The organism is Cupriavidus sp. SIMBA_020 (assembly GCF_046535395.1).
GTDB classification, from domain to species: Bacteria; Pseudomonadota; Gammaproteobacteria; order Burkholderiales; family Burkholderiaceae; genus Cupriavidus; species Cupriavidus campinensis.
On record NZ_JAWRWU010001135.1, the window covers coordinates 1 to 254 of the forward strand.

At 64.6% G+C, this 254-nt stretch carries 1 pseudogene; it reads right to left on the reverse strand.

Features of this window, described 5'->3' with window-relative positions:
- A pseudogene (locus tag SB751_RS33075) lies at positions 1-136 on the reverse strand (xylose isomerase); the annotation flags it as partial.
- Positions 137-254: the final 118 nt, after the last annotated feature.

The window sequence follows — 254 nt, forward strand, 5'->3', positions numbered from 1 at the left end:
CGGGGTTCTTTTCGACATAGTCGAACACGCCGGCGCCGGCGATCATCCGGAACCGCTCGGCGGGCGTGGGCAGAGGCAGGCCGTCGTGTTCGAGCACGCCGTCGAGGTTCACGCCGATGAGGATCGCTTCAGCCATCGTCTCCCGTCCGTCCTGGTCCCTGGATGGCTGCCAAATGTACGGACATGCCGCGCGCGCCGCATGACAAACGTTGACGAAAAATCGCCCATGCGGCGGTCGATTTTTTCGCGCCGCG